The sequence below is a fragment of the Riemerella columbina genome, assembly GCF_030517065.1.
Classification (GTDB): Bacteria; Bacteroidota; Bacteroidia; order Flavobacteriales; family Weeksellaceae; genus Riemerella; species Riemerella columbina_A.
Map to the genome: position 1 here is coordinate 1,498,590 of NZ_CP103950.1, position 18,407 is coordinate 1,516,996.

Annotated in this window: 12 protein-coding genes and 1 tRNA gene; all 13 read right to left on the reverse strand. The window is 42.0% G+C overall.

Annotated features, from left to right (window positions below; translation table 11 throughout):
- Positions 1–130 precede the first annotated feature (130 nt).
- On the reverse strand, positions 131–1,222 hold the full coding sequence (locus NYR17_RS07145) for a chorismate mutase (protein ID WP_302507037.1): 1,092 nt from the start codon (positions 1,220–1,222) through the stop codon (positions 131–133).
- Positions 1,223–1,239: 17 nt separating this feature from the next.
- On the reverse strand, positions 1,240–1,818 hold the full coding sequence (locus NYR17_RS07150; RefSeq protein ID WP_302505035.1) for a hypothetical protein: 579 nt from the start codon (positions 1,816–1,818) through the stop codon (positions 1,240–1,242).
- Between the two features lie 14 nt (positions 1,819–1,832).
- The gene (dnaX, locus tag NYR17_RS07155; protein ID WP_302505036.1) at positions 1,833–2,918 is read right to left on the reverse strand and encodes a DNA polymerase III subunit gamma/tau; all 1,086 of its coding nucleotides are present in this window, start codon (positions 2,916–2,918) and stop codon (positions 1,833–1,835) included.
- 143 nt (positions 2,919–3,061) lie between these two features.
- Positions 3,062–4,165 (reverse strand): glycosyltransferase family 4 protein, encoded by a 1,104-nt coding sequence (locus tag NYR17_RS07160; RefSeq protein WP_302505037.1) that lies wholly within the window; start codon positions 4,163–4,165, stop codon positions 3,062–3,064.
- A gap of 4 nt (positions 4,166–4,169) precedes the next feature.
- Positions 4,170–4,940: a polysaccharide deacetylase family protein gene (locus NYR17_RS07165; protein ID WP_302505038.1), complete on the reverse strand. Its 771-nt coding sequence runs from the start codon at positions 4,938–4,940 to the stop codon at positions 4,170–4,172.
- 2 nt (positions 4,941–4,942) lie between these two features.
- Entirely contained in the window at positions 4,943–5,872 is a 930-nt protein-coding gene (locus tag NYR17_RS07170; protein ID WP_302505039.1) for a glycosyltransferase family 2 protein, read from the reverse strand.
- A 5-nt stretch (positions 5,873–5,877) separates the two neighbouring features.
- A complete protein-coding gene (locus tag NYR17_RS07175; RefSeq protein WP_302505040.1) occupies positions 5,878–7,047 on the reverse strand; it encodes a glycosyltransferase family 87 protein in 1,170 nt (389 codons plus the stop codon).
- Between the two features lie 7 nt (positions 7,048–7,054).
- Complete coding sequence (locus NYR17_RS07180; RefSeq protein WP_302505041.1) at positions 7,055–7,867, reverse strand: 2,3,4,5-tetrahydropyridine-2,6-dicarboxylate N-succinyltransferase; 813 nt, start codon at positions 7,865–7,867, stop codon at positions 7,055–7,057.
- A gap of 40 nt (positions 7,868–7,907) precedes the next feature.
- On the reverse strand, positions 7,908–8,456 hold the full coding sequence (locus tag NYR17_RS07185; RefSeq protein ID WP_302505042.1) for a C40 family peptidase: 549 nt from the start codon (positions 8,454–8,456) through the stop codon (positions 7,908–7,910).
- A gap of 115 nt (positions 8,457–8,571) precedes the next feature.
- A complete protein-coding gene (dnaE, locus tag NYR17_RS07190; protein ID WP_302505043.1) occupies positions 8,572–13,239 on the reverse strand; it encodes a DNA polymerase III subunit alpha in 4,668 nt (1,555 codons plus the stop codon).
- Positions 13,240–13,430: 191 nt separating this feature from the next.
- Positions 13,431–13,502, reverse strand: a tRNA-Arg gene (locus NYR17_RS07195).
- Between the two features lie 23 nt (positions 13,503–13,525).
- Positions 13,526–15,292, reverse strand: coding sequence for a TonB-dependent receptor (locus NYR17_RS07200; protein WP_302505044.1), 1,767 nt, complete (start codon positions 15,290–15,292; stop codon positions 13,526–13,528).
- A 58-nt stretch (positions 15,293–15,350) separates the two neighbouring features.
- Positions 15,351–18,311 (reverse strand): tetratricopeptide repeat protein, encoded by a 2,961-nt coding sequence (locus tag NYR17_RS07205; protein WP_302505045.1) that lies wholly within the window; start codon positions 18,309–18,311, stop codon positions 15,351–15,353.
- Positions 18,312–18,407: the final 96 nt, after the last annotated feature.

An 18,407-nucleotide genomic window follows, 5' to 3' on the forward strand; every position in this document is an offset into this window, starting at 1 on the left:
TACCAAATCAACTTTTAAGATAATAAAAAACAGCAAACCGTTTATCAGTGGAGAATTTATAAAATTCGTAATTTTAATAAAAAAGCCCCAACGCATCGGCATTAGGGCTAAAATCATGATTAACAATATATTACCCTTGTTGGGTGGGGGCTAACATCACTTTATTCTGCACCTCTATGGATTCCTCGTGGATGGCTTTGAATATTTTTTCTATAAAACCTTGTCCCATCCCTGTTTCATCGGCTTTTTGGGTGGCATATTCGGTGATGATTTTCCAACGCTCAGGCTGAAATATCGCAATGTTATTTTCCTTTTTTAGCGCTCCTATTTTCTCGGAAATTTTCATCCTTTGAGAAAGCATTTCTATCAACTGAAAATCTAAATCCGAAATGAGCGCTCGGTGTTTGTCCATTTCATCTTTATAGCCCGAAATATCGGAAGTCCGCACTTTTAAACGGGCAATCATATCGGCTAAAACCTCTGGCGTAATCTGTTGTGCCGCATCACTCCACGCTTGGTCTGGGTGGCAGTGAGTTTCAATCATCGCTCCTTCATAACCTACATTGAGGGCTTCTTGGGTCACATCAAACAAACCTTCTCTATTGCCACAAATATGCGATGGATCCACCAACATCGGGATGTTAGGGAACTGATTTTTAAAATCTAAAGCAATTTGCCAATTCGGAATATTCCGATATTTGGTTTTTTGATAAGTGGAAAATCCCCTGTGTATCACACCCAAATTCTGTATATCCTGCGCCAATAACCGCTCCAAAGCGCCTACCCAAAGGGCTAAATCTGGATTCACGGGATTTTTAACCAAAACTGGCTTTTGGGTGCCTTTTAGTGCCACAGCAATTTCTTGGATTGTAAATGGATTCACCGTAGAGCGGGCACCGATCCAAAGAATATCCACATCTGCCTCCACGGCAGCGTAGGCGTGGTGGGCATTTGCCACCTCCGTAGCGGTTTTAAATCCGAACTCCTCCTTTACTTTTTTGAGCCAACTGAGCCCAATTACACCCACTCCTTCAAAAGAGCCTGGCTTGGTTCTCGGCTTCCATATTCCAGCACGAAAAATATCCACTTTTGGTGTGCTATTTTTTATCCTTTCTGCCGTTTCTAACATTTGCATTTCGCTCTCTGCACTGCACGGCCCTGCGATCATCATCGGTTGAGCATAGGCTTCTATCCAACGATTGCTCAAATCTTTTAAATTCATCATTTGTGTTCTTAATCCTAACTAAAATCAAATTTCATAAGATCGTCTAAATCTTTAAGTAAAGAATTAGCTTCTATCATTTTATTAAATATTTCACGCTTACTTTCTTCTTTTCCTGCGGTTAGATTTATGATTTTTTCTTGCTTTTCATACGCCAACTTTAACCGATAATTGTTGTATTTATGTTTAAAATGGCTTAAAAAATCAAGACTTGCGTTCTGAAACTCCAACTTGGCAGACTCGGAAGCGTATTTTATCGTAATTTCGTTTTCATTACTTTTATAAAGTTCAAAATTCCGCACGGCATTAAAGGTAACATTATCCTCCGTTGCCAATCTTTTCATAAAATGCTCCCACTCACTGAGGACATCATTATTACTGAAATGCCCATCTGGTAGATGCTCTTCGGTTTCCTTCTCATCCTCTTTTTCCTCCACTTGGCTCACCTTATCCATCGCTTGTTTAATGCTATACAACGAATGGTTTTGAACCTGCGCAATAGGCTGCGTAGCCGTTTTTACCGTTCTTTCGGGTGGTTTTTTAGTTTTGGGGGTAGAAGAAGCGGTTGGTGTAGATGCCGTTTCCTCTTTACGCACTGGCGGCGGTATAATTAAATGCTTTTTTTTTTAGTCGCCTCCGTGCCTTGGGTTAGGCTTGCCAATTGCATCAATGCAATTTCTACCGTGAGCCTCGGATTTTTTGAATTTTTATAGTTGATATCGGCGTGGTTACAGATTTCAATGGCTTCCACCAATTGTTGAGGCGTCCATTTTTGGCTTTGTTGAGAAAATTTTTCTTTCGTATTCTCTCCCACCTCTATCAAATCTAAAGTGGTTGGATTTTGCGCCATCATCAAATCTCGATAATGGTTGCCCAACCCCGCGATGAAAATATGTGGGTCAAAGCCTTTTTTCACAATATCATTAAACGCTGTGAGTACCTTTGGAATATCGGCAGAATGCGCAAAATCTACAATCTGGATATATTGGTCATAGTCCAAAATATTAAGCACCTCTGCCGCTTTAGCCAGTGTGATATTTTTCTGCGTAAAAGTGACCAATCGGTCAAAAATAGACAAAGCATCTCTCAATGCACCATCGGCTTTCTGCGCGATTAAAAACAAAGCATCATCTTCGTAAGAAATTCCTTCTTTATCCGCAATTTTTTTGAGATGAAGCTGAATATCTTCTATCGTAATACGCTTAAAATCATAGATTTGACAGCGGGATAAGATGGTCGGAATAATTTTGTGCTTCTCCGTGGTTGCCAAAATAAAAATGGCGTGTGCTGGCGGTTCTTCCAAAGTTTTCAGAAAGGCATTAAACGCCGCCGAAGACAGCATATGCACCTCATCAATAATATAAACTTTGTACTTCCCAATCTGCGGCGCATACCGCACTTGGTCGGTCAGCTCACGAATATCATCCACCGAGTTGTTAGAAGCGGCATCTAACTCAAATATATTATACGCGAAGCCGTCTTCACTGGTGGAGCCATCTTTTTCGTTAATTTTTCTGGCTAAAATTCTGGCACAAGTGGTCTTGCCCACTCCACGAGGTCCACAAAACAAAAGTGCCTGCGCCAACTGATTTTCCGCTATGGCGTGTTCCAAAGTATCCGTAATATGAGATTGCCCCACAACCGTTTCAAACTCTTGTGGGCGATATTTACGCGCTGATACAATGAAATTTTCCATTCGCCAAAAATAATCAAAAATAGACTAACAATGCAAATATTTATCTGAAAAAAGATGATTTTAGTGGTATTCGCTTGGTTAGCAAAATCTAAAAAGACTTTGGTTATCATCATCCCAACGCTTCACAATCAAACGCCTGTCTTTCATCGCTCCAATACGGCTCTATAAGCGCCCATCAGCTCTGCGGCGATCACTTCATCTTGAAATCTTTGCACATAATCTAAGCCCTTTTCTATGCGCCGTTGGCATTCGGCGGGGTTATCCCAAAGGAATAAGATTTTAGCTCGGATGTCGGCAATATTTTTAGGGTCTATATAGAGACTATCGGTACCGCCAGCTTCTGGCAAACTGCTGACATTGCTCGTGATTACCGGCGTTCCCGAAAACAAAGCTTCTATAACAGGAATACCAAAACCTTCAAATAAACTGGGGTAAATAAACAACTTTGCCAAACGATAAACGCCCGCCAAATCCTCCATAGAAACACCCGTAAGACACTGTACACTAACGCCTAAGCGCTGGGCTTCCTGTTGGATTTTATCATCATACGGCGTTGTTTTTCCCACCAGCACCAGCGGAATAGAAGTTCCTGCCAAGGCTTGCACCACACGATGCATATTTTTGCGAGGTTCTATGGTCCCCACATTGAGGAGAAATGCCTGAGGCAAGTTGTATTTTTTTCGGATAAGTTCTAATTTTTCCGTGCTAAAATCGGCTTTAAAAGCCTGATGACAACCTTGGTAGATCACTCTGATCTTCTTCTCTGGCACTTGGAGAAAATGGATGATATCTTGCTTGGTTTGCTCCGAAATGGCGATGATTAAATCGGCTTGTTGGGCGGCTTTTTTGAATTTCCAATAGTGGAGTTTTCTATCAATGAAAGAATAAAATTGGGGATAGCGCATAAAAATCAAATCGTGGATGGTAACCACTTTTTTCAATGCCTTGCCGTTCCATTTTAGTGGTAATTCACCAGAAAGCCCATGGAAAATATCCACTCTCAATTTCTGTGCCTCTATGCCCATTTGGAGTTGTCTGGCGCCCCATTTACTACAGTGTTTTTTAAACGAAACTTGCGGTAGAGCTACAATATCTTCCCCTCTATCCGAGGCTTTTTTTGCTAATAGAAAATACTGATTTTTAGGATAATATTCTGCCAATATCCTCACCAAATCTCTGGAATAATTGCCTAATCCTGATGCATTATGAAAAAAACGCTTGGCATCATAGGCTATTTTTAGCATCATAAATTTATTTTTTATCTTTCAGAAACTCGGTAAAGGTTCCGAAAGTTTTATTTTGTTTTTTAAAATAACGAATCAGCTGGTCAAAGCGCTCCACCATAGCATCGCCAGTGTTTTTGGTGGTATAAGCGGGCAGCCGATACTGAGGTTTTTGAATATCTACAAACTCCCAAGGATGAAAATAAAGGTTGAGATAGCCGTCTTTTTTCAATGCATAACGGCAAAGCCCTTGGTATAACACCTGTGGAAAATTATGAAAACTCAACCAAAATAAAGGCACCCTAAAATAAGACACCGATGCAGGCACCTGCCAAACACCACTCTGTTGAAAATAAGTGCGTGGCACCTTCAGATTATTATATCGCCCTGGTAAAAAAGTCGGGTTGATGGAGGAGTTATAATGATAACCCGCCTCCGCTACGGCTTGCTCTCGCACGGGGCTCATTCGTGGCATCCGCAATCCTCTAACTTCGGTGTTAAAAAGCGACTGCAACCGCTCTCGTGAGGTTTTTAAATCCTCCTCCTGAAACACCGAGTGGTACCAAGTGTGAGACGCCAACTCGTGCCCCTCCGCCAACAGCCGCTCCACCAAAGGTTGGGCGTGCTCTGCAAAAACAACAGTGGAGAAAAAAGTAGCCTTCACTTGGTGTTTTTTCAGCAAATCTAAAATCCGCTCAAGCCCTTGTGTAGAAACCGCAATTTGCTCCTCAAAGGGAATGTTGCCTTGGTACTCCAGTGGCATATCAAACTCTTCTATATCAAATGAAAGTAGAATCATAATTAGAAATTTTTGCTTCGGATGATGTAATTGGGGCGTTCTTTTACTTGTTTGAAAATTTTACCGAGATAAATCCCCATAATTCCCATCAAAATAAACTGCATACCACCAAAAAAGACAATGGTGATAATTAAAGATGCCCAACCTGATATTTCTGTGCCTGCCCAAAAAGCATACGCCACATATAGTCCATAAATAAGAATGGAAAGTCCTGAAATGATAAATCCCAAATACGCCGCCAAATACAGCGGTTTTACACTAAATGCAGTAATGCCCGTGAAGGCAAATTTCATCATTTTTTTGAGGTTGTAACTACTCTCTCCTGAAAAACGCTGTGCCGCCACAAACTCCACTCCTGTTTGCCGATAGCCTACCCAACTGGCCAAGCCTCGGAGGAATAAATCGTCTTCTTTCATCTCTCGCATAATGTCAACCACTTTGGCATCTATCAGCCTAAAATCTGAACCACCGCCGTGGGTTAAATCCACATCTGACAGTTGAGACAAAAAACGGTAAAACCATTGCGAAGTCAGCCTTTTAAAACGCGATATTTCTTTGGGATAAGTGCGAATGGTATAGACCAAATCATAGCCTTGTTCCCATTTTTTTATCAATTCTGGAATGAGCTCTGGCGGATGTTGCAAATCGGTATCCATAGAAATTACGGCATTCCCCTGTGCCCAATCCATTCCCGCTTTTACCGCTGGCTGATGCCCAAAGTTACGGGAAAACTCTATATACTTCACCTCTGGAAATTCCGCTGCCATAGCCTCCAACTCCTGCTGAGTGCGGTCGCGACTGCCATCATTCACAAAGATCAATTCAAAATCATAGGCTGGTAAATTCTCAAATACAGCTTTGATTTTCTGATGAATCGGACGGAGGTTAAACTCCTCATTATAAGCGGGTAAGATGATGGAAATGGTTTTCATAGGTGTTAGGTTAAAGCGTAATCTTTTTCAAAATCCTTGGTTAGCAATTCATAAATGATGCGGAACCATACCAAACAACACGGCAACGCTTTTAGGGAGTATTTTATGATGTAATCTTCCTTAATCCACTTGGGGAACAAATCCGAAAACCCAAAGCAAGTGAGCACCATCACGAACAACATTAGCCCTATGCTAAGCGGCGTTTGCGTTTTTTGTATGATAAACCAAATCATTACCCCTGCCACAGCAATAATATAAGTGGGCGACTCTGAACCTGAGCTAAATAAAACGATGAACAGTAGCGTAGAAGCCAAAATCATCATCTGGAAAGGCAAATGCCGATATTGCGAAATTCTAATATAAGGCAAGGCAAACACCAAAATACCAGGAATTAGAAATGTTAAATTAGAAATCTCAGCACGCCCTAAAACTCGGCGCACAATCCCCATCAGCGAGTAATCTTGCCGATTGCCCAGCACTTGGTTAGAAAGGTTTTTCTCGCTTAGAGATTGGTACCAATCCACATAAGAGTGCCAACCGAAATGGACATCAGAAAGCAACATCGGGAGGATGAAAAACAGCAAGCTCAGCCCAAACATTGAGAAAATCAATTTCCGTTTATTTTTAACGAAGAAAAAGCCTGAAAGCCCCGCTATACCATAAATTTTCACAAAAAACCCGATGAGAATAGCCGCCGCCGCGTGCACCTCCTGCCTACGATGGATATAAACCGCAGAAAGGATGAGCAATGCCGTAAGCGCCACATTAAACTGAAAACTTACCGCAGCGGTGATGTATTCCTGCAAACACAACCACGCCACAAAGGATTTTTTAGGCGCTGAGAAGGGTAACATTTTAAACGCATACACCAAAAGGGCAGCATTGGCTAAGTTCCAGAGTATCATCCCTAACCCATCTGGCAAAACAGCAAAGGGCATAATCAACCAACTGAAAAAAATACCATAATGGTTGCTATCAAAATACTGTTCAGGATAGAGGGCGTAGAGGTTGGTTTTCTCCAGCGTGTGGTGGAATACATATTTGAAAATCAAATAATTATTATGCCGACCTTCGCCCATTTTGCTCACCGCTGTAAGTACCGCTGCCAGCAAATAAATCCCAAAAATACACTTAGGATTTGAAAAAAAACGCCACGCCTTTGTTTTCATCATCAATGAGGATTTACACCGCTACATTATTCTCCCTCAGAGCATCGTTGAGCGAGGTTTTTTTATCCGTAGATTCTTTTCTTTTTCCGATGATCAAGGCGCAAGGGACTTGGTATTCTCCTGCGGGAAATTTTTTAGTTAAGCTCCCTGGAATAACCACCGAGCGCGCTGGCACAAAACCTTTATATTCCACTGGTTCTTCACCTGTTACATCAATAATTTTGGTAGAACCTGTGAGGACTACATTCGCACCCAACACGGCTTCTTTCTCCACATGAACGCCTTCCACTACGATGCATCTGGAGCCCACAAAAACATCATCTTCAATAATCACTGGAGCAGCTTGCAACGGCTCCAAAACGCCGCCAATGCCCACGCCACCGCTCAAGTGTACATTTTTGCCAATCTGAGCACAACTGCCCACCGTTGCCCAAGTGTCCACCATCGTGCCACTGTCCACATACGCCCCGATATTCACATAAGAAGGCATCATAATTACCCCTGGGGCAATGTAAGCACCCTCCCTCGCTACGGCGTGTGGCACTACTCTAACGCCTTTTTCGGCATAGTTTTTTTTGAGTGGCATTTTATCGTGAAACTCAAAAGGTCCTACTTCTATGGTTTCCATTTTTTGAATTGGGAAATACATCACCACGGCTTTTTTCACCCACTCGTTCACTTGCCAACCCTCGGCGGTAGGCTCTGCCACACGGAGTTCGCCCAAGTCTAACTTGGCAATGACTTCTCTAATCGCCTTTTGACTGTCCTCTTGGTTGAGGAGTTCTCTATTGTCCCAAATATTTTCAATGGTTTGTTGTAATGACATTTTTTATTGATTTTTATTGATATTAAAATTGATTTTTATACTAAAGAACGCGCCTTGCAAAGAGAAAAGCTTTGTTCCAATATTTTTCGTTCAAAGAGGAAATAATCACGCCCTTGGAAGTGGAAGAATGGATAAATGTAATCTCGCCATCTGCCGCTATGCCGTGCACAATGCCCACATGCGAGACTTTGGCGCCGCCTGCCGTGGCAAAAAAAACCAAATCTCCAGGTTGAATTTCAGTAACCGCCACACGCCTGCCCTCCAAAGCTTGGTCTGCGGAGCGCCGTGGCAAAGGGGTGTCATTTTCAATGAAAACCTTGCACACCAACCCCGAGCAATCAAAGCCCGAAGAGGTGTTGCCTGCGTATTTGTAAGGCGTTCCTAAATATTTTTCGGCATTTTTTAGCAATTTTTTAACCTTTGAAGAAACCGCAACAGTATTGGCTGATGAATACAACGGTTTCTGCGGTGCGGCTTTGCTTTTAACCGAGGTTGTTTTTTTATAACCCACAGTCTTTTTGGTGGTGCTACAGCTGTGTAAAACTAATACAGCACAAAATAAATAGATGATATTTTTGATTTCTTTCATACCCTAACAATACACAATAACTAAGCCCCAAAAGTACAACTTTTATTGGGATTAAAAAAGCACATTTCCCCACACACTCTTGGCTGTAACACGCTGGCTATGTCTTCACATTGGTTTAATTGAGAAAAATTTGATACTTGTGATAACTATTCAGCATCCTTAGCAAGTCTCCGCTGATTTCTATATTGGTTTTTAAACTCCGAAGTTCTAATATCTTATTATCCTTAGGGTTTTTAAGATAAAACGAGAGCGTTTGTTCGCCTTTGTGGGAGAGTAAATCGTTTTGGAAAAAGACCAAATCTTCCTTTTTGATTTCCGTAATGTCTACCACCACAGAGAGTGATTTTGCAAACTTAGAGAACACATCTTTAATATTAATCACCTCATTTACATTAACATAGATCATTGGAGCACCATCTTTGGATCTGGAAAGGCTATATTTTATTTTGAATACGACAAAACGATGGATTTCCAAGTATTCCCTTAGCCGCATATAATCTCTATCCCTCAAACGGAAACTATAAGAACCACTATAGTCCTCCAAAGTGACGAATGCTATCTTGTCGCCACTGTTGTAGCCATCTCGAACGGTGTATTCCGTGATGAGCCCTGCCACCACATATTCTGGTGCGGTATCATTTAACGCTTTTAAATTTTTCCACCTTGTGGTTTCATCTCCGATAAGTCGTTGCACATCAACATGAGAAAACACTCTGTCCTTATACGCATCTACATCATCCAAGTATAAAAATTTGAATTTCCCCTTGGGCTCTATATTTCGTTTGGGTTTTTCTTCCTCTATCTCGGTTTCTTCTATACTGATTTCCATACTCAAATCAGCATCAGTATCAGCATCTTCTTCTGGCATCAGTATTTGTGTTCCTAATTCTATAGTTTCTAAGCTATCCTCCACTTTTAGTTGCTCTACCACTTCTTTTCGGCTCAGATTTCCTTGGATAAAATCAAACTGAAACTTATACTCATCCAACGGATGCGCCGAGAGATAGAAGCCGATAATCTCTTTCTCCTTGTTGAGTTTATGCATATTCTGCCACTCTGGCGATGGTAAAATTTTAGGCTGTTCTATCTTAATTTCATCTGCAAAATCCGCGAAAAGGGAGTGCTCTACTTGATTTTTACTATCTTGGAAACTTTGTCCATATTTAAGCAACCGCTCGATGTTGGTTTTACCAGAAGCATCGTCAAAATATTGGGCTCTGTGGTAGGTGTCCAACTCATCAAAAGCCCCTGCCACCACCAAACTCTCTATCACTCTTTTGTTCAGTTGAGAGGCTGGCACACGCTCAAAGAAGTCGTAAATGTTTTTAAATTTTCCATTTTCTCGCTCCTTGCTAATCGCCTCACTTGGTCCCTCGCCGATGCCCTTGATCGCACCTAATCCAAAACGAATTTGCCCCTTATCATTTACCGAGAATTTATACTGGCTTTCGTTCACATCAGGCCCTAAAACATCTACCCCCATCGCGCGGCAATCCTCCATAAACATCGTAATCTGTGCCGTGTTGTTGATGTTGTTACTCATCACACTCGCCATATATTCGGCAGGATAGTTGGCTTTTAAATATGCCGTTTGGTAGGCAATTAGCGCATAACAAGTGGAGTGCGATTTGTTAAAAGCATACTCTGCAAATGCCTTCCAGTCGTTCCAAATTTTGTTGAGTTTTTCCTCATTAAGGTTGTTTTTCTTGCCGCCTTCTATAAATTTAGGGTACATTTTGTTGAGGACATCTATTTGCTTTTTCCCCATCGCTTTTCTCAGCGTATCTGCCTCGCCCTTAGTAAAGTTTGCCAATTTCTGAGAAAGGAGCATCACCTGCTCTTGGTACACGGTAATGCCGTAGGTTTCTTTAAGGTATTCCTCGGTTTCTGGGAGGTCATAGATGATTTCCTCAACGCCGTGTTTACGGTTAATAAAGTTCGGTATGTACTTAATAGGTCCTGGGCGGTAGAGGGCGTTCATCGCAATTAAATCCGCAAATACGGTGGGTTTAAGCTCGCGCATATATTTCTGCATCCCTGGGCTTTCATATTGGAAAATCCCAATGGTGCGACCTTCTTTAAAGAGTTGATAAGTTTTGGCATCATCCAGCGTAATTTCATCAGGGTTGATGTCTATGCCGTGCCGTGCCTTCACCAGTTTAATAGCATCTTTAATAATGGTTAGCGTTCTCAGCCCTAAGAAGTCCATTTTTAGGAGCCCTGCACTCTCTGCCACCGAGTTGTCAAACTGCGACACGAGGATATCGGCATCTTTCGCCGCGATGGAAATAGGCACCAAATTGGAAATATCTTCTGGCGTAATAATCACCCCACACGCGTGAATGCCCGTGTTTCTGATGCAGCCCTCCATTTTCTTGGCAGAATCTAACACAGCATAGCGTTCATCATCAGGGTTAGACAGTACCGCCTTCATCTCATCTACCAACATTTTGTCTTCTTCCTTCAGTTTATCGTACTTAGAAAGGGCTTTGGCGATGTTCATCCCTGGTACTCCAGGTACCAATTTGGCGATATTGTTGGTTTCAGGAATCGGTAATTCCAACACGCGCCCTGCATCTTTAATCGCTGATTTTCCGCCCAATACGGAATAAGTGATAATCTGCGCCACATTGGTTTTTCCGTATTTATCAATCACCCATTTGATGATTTTATCACGACCTTCATCATCAAAGTCAATATCAATATCGGGCATAGAGATACGCTCTGGATTGAGGAAACGCTCAAAAAGCAAATCGTACGCTATGGGGTCTACATTGGTAATTCCGATGCAATACGCCACCGCAGAACCCGCCGCAGAACCACGCCCAGGTCCCACCCAAACGCCCATTTTTCGGGCTTCGTTACAAAAATCTTGAACGATGAGGAAGTAGCCTGGATAGCCTGTATTAGCGATAATTTCAAGCTCAAAATCAAGGCGTTCACGGATTTCATCGGTAATGGTTTCGTAGCGGCGTTTGGCACCCTCGTAGGTCAAATGTCTCAGGTAAGCGTTTTCGCCTCTCTTGCCGCCATCTTGGGCATCTTCCGCTGATTGAAATTCTTCAGGAATATCAAATTTAGGCAATAAAACTTCGCGTTTTAGAGGGTAATTTTCAAATTTAGCCAACAAATCAGAATAAGCCTCAAAGGCATCTGGATATTGGAGGAAAGTGGTTTTCAGCTCTTCGGCATCTTTAATATAATATTCTTGCGAACCCAAGCCTCTACGTTTGCCAAAGCCTTTACCAATAGGCGTTGAAAGCTTTTCTCCATCTTTAATACAGCTCACAATATCTTGAATCTGAGCATCGGATTTTTGGGTATAGAAAGTTTCATTTTGGGCTAAGATTTTTGTGCCATATTTATCCGCCAAAGCCACCAAAACTTCGTTTAAATGCTCCTCTTCTTGCAGGCTATGGTTTTGGATTTGCACATAAAAATCATCACCAAAAGTTTGATGCCACCACTGGAAGCGCTCCTCCCCTTTTTGCTCTCCAAAGTTGAGTATCGCATCTGGAATATCGCCATAAATTCCCGAGGATACGGCAATCAGCCCTTCTTTATATTGGGCTACCATCTCGCGAGAAATCCGAGGCACACCAAAATAAAACCCATTAACAAAGCCTAAACTGGAGAGTTTTGCTAAATTTTTGTACCCTGTAAAATTTTTCGCCAGAAGCACCATCTGCGTTCTTCTATCGGGGTCGTCTTTGGTAAATTGCTTTTGTTCAGGGCGGTCGGAGATGTAAAACTCACAGCCCAAAACAGCGGTCAGCTCCTGTTCCTGAGGCGGTGTTTCCGTAAATTCTTGACCTTGCGCCTCTGCCTCATTTTTTCTATTTTGGTAATCTTGATGAAGTTTTTTAATGCCAGAATTGTGTTTTTCCACCTCTGCCACAAATTTAAAAGCGCCCATCATATTGCCTAAATCCACCATTCCTACGGCTGGGAAGGCGTTATCCTTGGCTTTTTGTATCAAATCTGAAATGGAGGTGGTAGACTGCAACGAGGAATAAATGCTATGGTTATGAAAATTGAAATATTTCCCTAAATCAACCTCACTAACTTCACCAAAATCTGTTTTTTTATTGCTTTTATTAAAACTTTCTACCTGCCTTCTAATCACAATCGCAAACGGGCGAATAGGCTCTGGGTGGGTTTGCTGGTAATGTTTTAGCTGTTCATCAGAAATCCGCAAAACCTCGGCTGGAATAATGCCAATCCGCATCATCTCAAAGAAGACTTGCGCCGTGGCATTCACATCGGCAGCGGCATTGTGGGCTTCATCAAATTTATGCCCATAAAGTTTTTCGTAAAGTTCTTCCAATTTTGGCGACTTGTACCGACCGTTTTTTCCGCCACCCAACTGGCAATAGTCGGTTCCTAAAATCATCGTATCTGCCGACGGCTTTTGCTCTAAGGCATTGGGCATTCCTTTCCTCAAAAACTCTGCCCCCACAATGTTGTAATCAAACACGATGTTGTGCCCTGCCACTACCTTGGTTTTCTCCAACACTTGAGCAAACTCCTCCAAAACCTCTTGCAAATCTCGCCCTTGCTCCATCGCGATTTTTGTGGTAATCCCGTGGATTCTGGCAGCGTTAAAGGGAATATCATAGCCTTCGGGCTTTATTATATAGTCTTGATTTTCAACTAAGTTCCCCTCATCATCGTGCAACTGCCATGCTATTTGCACCATCCTTGGCCAATTGTCTGAGTCTGAGAGTGGTGCGTTAAAATTCTTGGGTAAACCTGTGGTTTCGGTGTCAAAAATAAGATACATAATACTGAAATTAGGACTTCAAAAATAGTGATTTTTTTTGAGATTAAGGCTGCCTTTTGCCCAGCGTTTTGCTTCAATTTTGGACAATGAATGCTTAAATTCTGATTACAAAAGACTTAGATTTTTTTCTAAAAAGAAAGGGGGATTTAGAATATATAAAAACAAAAACCGCCCTATTTAAAGGCGGCTTGTAGCCCTATGAGGAATCGAACCTCAACCTAAAGAACCGGAATCTTTAATTCTATCCATTAAACTATAGGGCCATTATTTTTAGATTTTTTGGAGATTAAAAACTCACTTTTAAACCTCCAATAATCTGCGTTCCCAGTGTTTTGTAAGGACGATAGACCATATACTTGGCGCCCGCTAAATTGTTTGCGAGGGCAAAAATACTGAAATTTTTGTTAATTTTATACTCCGCAGACAAATTTATATCAGCATAGCCGCCTACTTTTTGCTCTTTTTCTTCCACAACATCGTACCTTGGAGGGTTCACAAAGTATGGACTTGGCGTAATAGTCAGCGCATTGGTGGTTCTATCACTCACAAAAAACGCCTTAGCACCGAGGAATAATTTCTGGTTGAGCATCGTGTATTTTGCGCCCACATTCATCTGTAACAATGGGCGATTATATACAGGTTCATCATTTTCCAATTGGTATTTTTGGAAAGACAAACCGCCCTCAAGCACCAAATCAGCAAGGGGCGTGTAATGAACATTCGCCTCTATCTCGCTCTTCGTACCATTGTGATAGTCTACGCTGTAAGTGTTTGCCCAATCGTAAGCGGCGCGGTTGGTGGTGATCTCTTTATTGAACAATCCATTGGTTTTATAAAACGGCATCGCGTTGATTTTAGCGTATTTAGCTTTAACATCATAGCTGATTTGTTCATTCCAATGCCCTTTTAATCCAATATAAAACTGATATTTCGTTTCGGTAGGTTTTATGGTTAAATCTGGTGCCAAATATGGATTTTCCGACAAATATTCCGCATAAGAATTCAGGTTCAAACCGCCATCTATCCCCGCATAAAACTGAAGTTCCGAAGACACGCCCAACAAGGCTTCCGCCTTTGGAAACCAATACCAATGGCTATTTTTTTCCTCCTCTGCTCCCTGTGCCGATTGCGCGCTTGTAAGGACTGAAAACTCCGAACCCAACATCAAGTAAGAATCACCTTTTCGGAAGGTCAACTTGGGTAAAAGTCCAGCTTTGAAATAAGAAGCCTGATGCGCCTCTAACGCTTTAAAACTCGTTTTAGATACGCCCACTGGCAAGCCCAAATCCAAGTTGAGTGCCACCTCTTGCCCTATTGGAATTTGGTATTTTGATAAATTAAGCTTAAAATCGACCTTGTTTTCATTCGCATCAAATTTATCCTTTAAAAATGATGTTTTCAACTGAATATTATTCAGAATTTCTTTGCTATAAAAATCATAATTACCGTTGAGTTGCAGCTGGGTATAAGTTTGGTTGAGATCCGTTTCTGCCTCTGGGCGTAGCGCCTCGGCGCCGTACCATTGGTAATCGTGGAGGTCTATATTCGCGGTAATATTGGCTTTTCCTATGCTGCCATAATGGTTCAAAAACCCTGAAATCCGCGCTTCCTTCTGCGCCGAGTTCCACGGATATTCTTTTTTAAGCCCTTCGTTGGAGAGGTAATGCACATCAGCACCTACCTCCACTTGATTTTGGATTAGCCCAGAAACATTGGCGTCAGCTAAAAATTGCTGATAGTTCCCATACCCCAAACGGAAATAATTGCGTGGATACTGTGCCGTAAAATTAGGCGCTACATCCTCCCCTTGGATTGTAGAAGGCTGGAAATCCGAAACCACAGGCACATCCACAATGGTATAGTCCACCGTTTCTTGGGTTTTAGCCTCTGGTGGATAGTTTTTTTCTGCCTCCACCGAGGTTTTCTTCTTTTCTATTCGTTTAACTTCGGGTTCTCTTTTTCGTTCCAAAATGAGTTTTTCTTCTTTGATCTGCGCCAAAGATAACCCACTCATTCCCAAAAATATAAGGGCTAATATGCTATTTCTATTCATTGTTTTTTTATTAAAATTAAGGCGATACGGCATCACCGCTCTTCTTCATCGTTTTTTTTTACTTTATTGTTTTCTTTACCGCTTTGGCTTCTGCCACCACCTCTGGAAAGTCTTGATAATTCGCGATAATCTGGTCGCAGGTGTAGCTGGCTTGGTATTTATCCTTCAGCGCGAGGTAATTTTTTGCCATCAGCACCAAAGCTTTGGCACCCCAATATTCTTCGGAGGCATAATTATTAGCGAGTTTGAAGATGGTAGCATTACTATTTTTAAAAGCCTTGGCTTGGTTTTGATAGTAAGCTTTAGCATAGAGCGCCTCTGCCGCCACCTCTGGGTTCGCTGATTTTTCTAAATTCGTGTAGGCTTGCTTGGCATCTTGGTCTTTGCCTCTTAGCATCAAGCTTCTGGCTTTGATGACTTTGGCTTGCTCTATCACCGTAGTCGCGTTTTTGGTATTCGCTAAAACTTGCTCGGCGTAATGCTCCGCCTTGTTCCAATTTTTCTGCTCGGCATAGAATTTCATCAACTCCACCTGAGCAAAAGACTTGATTTTAGCTTGGTTAGAAGTTGCCAAACCTTCCAAATAACCCACTGCTTCTGGGGTTTTATTTTGCGAAATTAAGATTTGTGCAGCCCTCACTTGCGCCTCCTCACGGTAATCATTGGTGGAGGAAGCCACGGCATTAAATTGCGCTAAAGCCTTCTCATCTTGCCCATTTTGATAGTAACTTTCGCCTAATTCATATTGGGCTTGATAGCTCGTGCCGCTGTTGGCTGGGGTTTGTAAATATTTTTCGTAATAAGGAATAGCTTTTTCGTATTGCTTTTGGGCATAAAATTGCTGCGCCGTAGAAAGGTTCAGCAACTCTAATTCCGTGGCATCTACCTTTAATCCCATTTGCTGCGCCAAGTTTTGATAGCCTGCCACATCGCCTTTGTTCATAAAATAAACTTTGGCAACAGCTGCCACTTTCTCTGCAAATGCCGTGTGCTGGTACTTTTCTGCTAAATGCTGAAGCATCGATTGGGCTTTCGCTTCCTCGCCAGCTGATACGGCATTTTGAGCTTGGTAAATCTCTGCATCTGCCACCAAACGAGCATCTTGACTTTGTTTCATCACGCGCTCAAAATATGCATTAGATTGAGCATACTCTTCATTAGCCGCGTATGCCGTGCCTATTTCATAGAGGGCATCATCTGCATAATCAGAATTGGGATGTTGGGCGATCAATTTTTTCATTTCTGAAATTTTAGCCTCGGTATCGCCTTTAAAGCCTAATGCCATCGCTTTTTGGAACAGCGTATAATCATCTGCTGTTTCCGCCGAGTTATAAATTGCAATCGCTTCATTAAGCTCATTATCAGCATAATGGGTATCCGCTAAGCGCAACTCTGCATCTGCCTTAAACTCAGGCTTTGGATTTTTAAGGTAAAGCGTAAACATCTGTTTAGCCTTGCCAAAATCTTTGGTTTTAAAGTAAGCATACCCCAAATCATAAGGGAGCTGCTGGCGTTCATCAAAAGGCGTTTGGGTCTTCATCAGGGTTTCAAAAAGGGCAATCGCTGATGGATAATCGCCTTGGCGCTCATACGACTGTGCCAGCCAATATTGGGCTTTTAGATAAAAATCTTCGTTCAAACGGAATTTTAAACTCTGCTTAAAATAATGCTCTGCCTGCTTGAAGTTGCCTTTATTAAATTCTTCTGTTCCCAGTAGATAAGCCGCTTCTTGCTCTATTTTATCCACCTCTTGGTTGTGCTGTGGCATCTGTTTTAAGGCTTCCAAAGTGGCTTGATAGTTTCCAGAATAGAGGTAAGATTTTACCAATAAAGGGCGCAATTCGTTGGCTTCTTTAGGGTATTTTCTGATGTAATCTTGAATGACGCTCGGCGATGCTTCGTAAGGATTACCAATATCATAACTCAACTTAGCATACTGAAGATGAGCCAGTTGCTTAACCTTAGCGTCATAAGACATCTGCTGTGCAGACCGAAATGCCGACAAAGCTTCCTGCTTTTGACCATTCGCTAAATAGGCGTTCCCCAATTGATAGTAAGCATTTTGTGCCAACTTAGAATCCCTGTTAATCAATTGATTATAATAAGACACCGCTTCTTCAAATAATGCCAATTGTGCCGCTACAAATCCCATTTCATAGAGGTCGGTTTCGCTGGGTTCTGGCTTGGTTTGGAAGTACACTTTAAGATGAGGATACGCCGCAGAATAATCGCCTTTCATAAAATAACTTTCGCCGATAATCTTATGCACTTCCGCTTTGTAGGCATCGGTTAAATCCTCTCTCAGTATATTTTGCCCTTCCGAAATGGCTTGGTTATAATCGCCTTGCTGGTAATACATTTGCAAATAATAAGGCTTGAGCACGCGCGCGTATTTCTCCGAATTTTTAATTTCATCAAAATAACGAAAAGCCCTCTCATTCTGGCGCTGCGTATAATAAAGATGCCCCAACATATAAGCGATGTCGTTTTTTTCTGGCGCTTCCGCATTTTGGTACGCCGTTTCTAAAGCCTGCACCGCAGCCTCCGCATCTCCAGACATAAACTGAGCGTAGCCCAATTTTAAGGCATATTGCGTTTGCTCCTGCGCCGATAAATGTGCTGGATTGATGGTTTTCAGCACTTCTAAAGCTTTACCAAAATCTTTTTTCAAAAGGTAATAATCCGCTAAGGGCATTTGAGCATCGGATAAAGCCGTGGCTTGAGGATGTTGCGCCAAAAAGGCTTCCAAACCTTGCTCCGCATATGGGTATTGGAGAAGCACCTCCATCAGGTGGGTATAAAATCCGTAAAACTTCTGCTGGGCGTGGGTCAGATGCTCTTGGTACAGCGCCTGCTGAGCGTATTCATAATGAGCGGCAGCGTAGGTTTTCTGCTGAAATAACTGCTGCGCCAACTGTGTGCGGTATTCGTTTTTATCTCTAAATACTTGGGACTGCTGCCCCGCTGCCCCTGCAAACCAAAATGCTGCAGCGGCGAGTAATATTTTATTTTTCTTCATAATGCATTTAAAAAGTGATGCTCAAATCTTCTACACCAACGATAATAAGCGGTTTTTATTGTTTTCATTAAGGGGTTACTTCAATAAAATGTGCCC